Origin of the sequence: Catellatospora sp. NPDC049609 (assembly GCF_040675365.1) — a bacterium.
In the GTDB taxonomy this organism is placed as follows: Bacteria; Actinomycetota; Actinomycetes; order Mycobacteriales; family Micromonosporaceae; genus Catellatospora.
The window spans coordinates 1-1,516 of sequence record NZ_JBFAOU010000456.1 but is presented as its reverse complement, the minus strand read 5'-3'; the positions used below and the strand labels follow the sequence as shown (position 1 = coordinate 1,516).

The following is a 1,516-nucleotide window of genomic DNA, read 5'->3' as shown; positions in this document are numbered from 1 at the left end:
AGCTACCGGCTAAAGAACCGCCTCAAATCCGTCGACGGCAGCGCCACCTCTGCGCAGGCCCAAGCCGCCTGATCTCTGTACGTCTACGCGTACGCGCCTTTGCAGTGGTACATGTACGCCGACAGCAACCAACTGGCCGGGGTCATCTCCACCAAGCCCGGGCTGCGCCGCTACCTGCGCACCACCCCCGCCGGGCTGCTGCGCGTCGACCAGGCGGCGGTCAAGGCCGAAGCACGCCTGGACGGCAAGTACCTGCTGCGCTGCTCCGACCCCAGCCTCAGCCCCGAGGACATCGCGGTCGGCTACAAGCAGCTTCTGGAAGTCGAACGTGGCTGGCGCGACCTCAAACAGATCATCGACCTGCGCCCGATCTTCCACCGCCGCGAAGACCGCATCCGCGCCCACGTCCTGCTCTGCTGGCTGGCCCTGCTACTGATCCGCGTCGCCGAGACCCGCACCGGCCACACCTGGCACCGCCTACGCGACCACCTGCAACGCCTGCACCTGGCCACCTTCACCGGCACCGCCGGCACCTACCGCCAGACCAGCGAGCCGACCAAGCCCCAACGCGACACCTACACCGCACTGGGCCTGCCCCTGCCCCTGCCCAAGAAGATCGTCGACCTGACAGCAGGTTCCTGACCAGCGCAAACAGCAGCCACTAGTGACACGCCCCGCCGGCGTGTGATCACGCATCCCCGCAGCTCAACCCCGGAATCCGTGTACTAGACCCGGACCCGAACTGTCGAACTCGGGGCCAAGCGCCGCCGCCATGGTCTGCCCAACTACCGGCTCGTGCGGTTCGCCGACGACTGGTGCCTGATGGTGACCGGCACGAAAGCGGACGCCGAGGCCCTGCGTGAGCAGATCACAGGGGTCCTGTCCACGATGGGCCTACGCCTGTCGCAGGAGAAGACCCTGATCACCCATATCGACGAGGGCCTCGACTTCCTGGGGTGGCGCATCCAGCGCCACCGCAAACGAGGCACCGACCAGCACTACGTCTATACCTATCCGGCACACAAGTCCGTCAAGGCGGTGACCGGCAAGGTCAAGACACTGTGCCGACAGAACCGCAATCTTACACTCGAAGTCCTCCTGCACCGGCTCAACCCGCTGCTGAGAGGCTGGACCACCTACTTCCAGTCTGGAGTGTCCAGCGCCGCCTTCGGATACCTACGCGCATACACCTGGCGTCAGGTCTTCCGCTGGCTGCGCCGAAAACACCCGCATTCCACCTGGAAGAACATCCGCCGCCGCTTCTGCAACGGCGGCTGGTGGCCCGCTGAAGGCGAGGTGACCTTGTTCAACCCCGGCGCGGTGAAAACCATCCGCTACCGCTACCGAGGCACAAGATTGTCAGCGCTCACGTAATTCCCCACGGAGCTGGCTTCGCGCTCAAGTAATTGGCCTGGCGCTCACGTAATTCCCCATGGGGAGGCCGAGCGACCAGGTGGTTCTCGTGATCAGGATGATCCCTCTCGTCTGAAGGGCGAGGGGCTGATGGCGAGGAGAA

The 1,516-nt window shown here is 65.1% G+C and carries 2 protein-coding genes; both read left to right on the top strand.

The window, feature by feature from the left end; translation table 11 throughout:
- Window positions 1-111 precede the first annotated feature (111 nt).
- Complete coding sequence (locus AB0J67_RS41105; protein ID WP_363491246.1) at window positions 112-642, top strand: hypothetical protein; 531 nt, start codon at window positions 112-114, stop codon at window positions 640-642.
- Between the two features lie 153 nt (window positions 643-795).
- A complete protein-coding gene (locus AB0J67_RS41100; protein ID WP_363491244.1) occupies window positions 796-1,374 on the top strand; it encodes a group II intron maturase-specific domain-containing protein in 579 nt (192 codons plus the stop codon).
- Window positions 1,375-1,516: the final 142 nt, after the last annotated feature.

Excerpts from the sequence above, each read along its gene's own strand:
- AB0J67_RS41105 (WP_363491246.1), top strand. The coding sequence starts at position 112 with ATGTACGCCGACAGCAACCAACTGGCCGGGGTCATCTCCACCAAGCCC.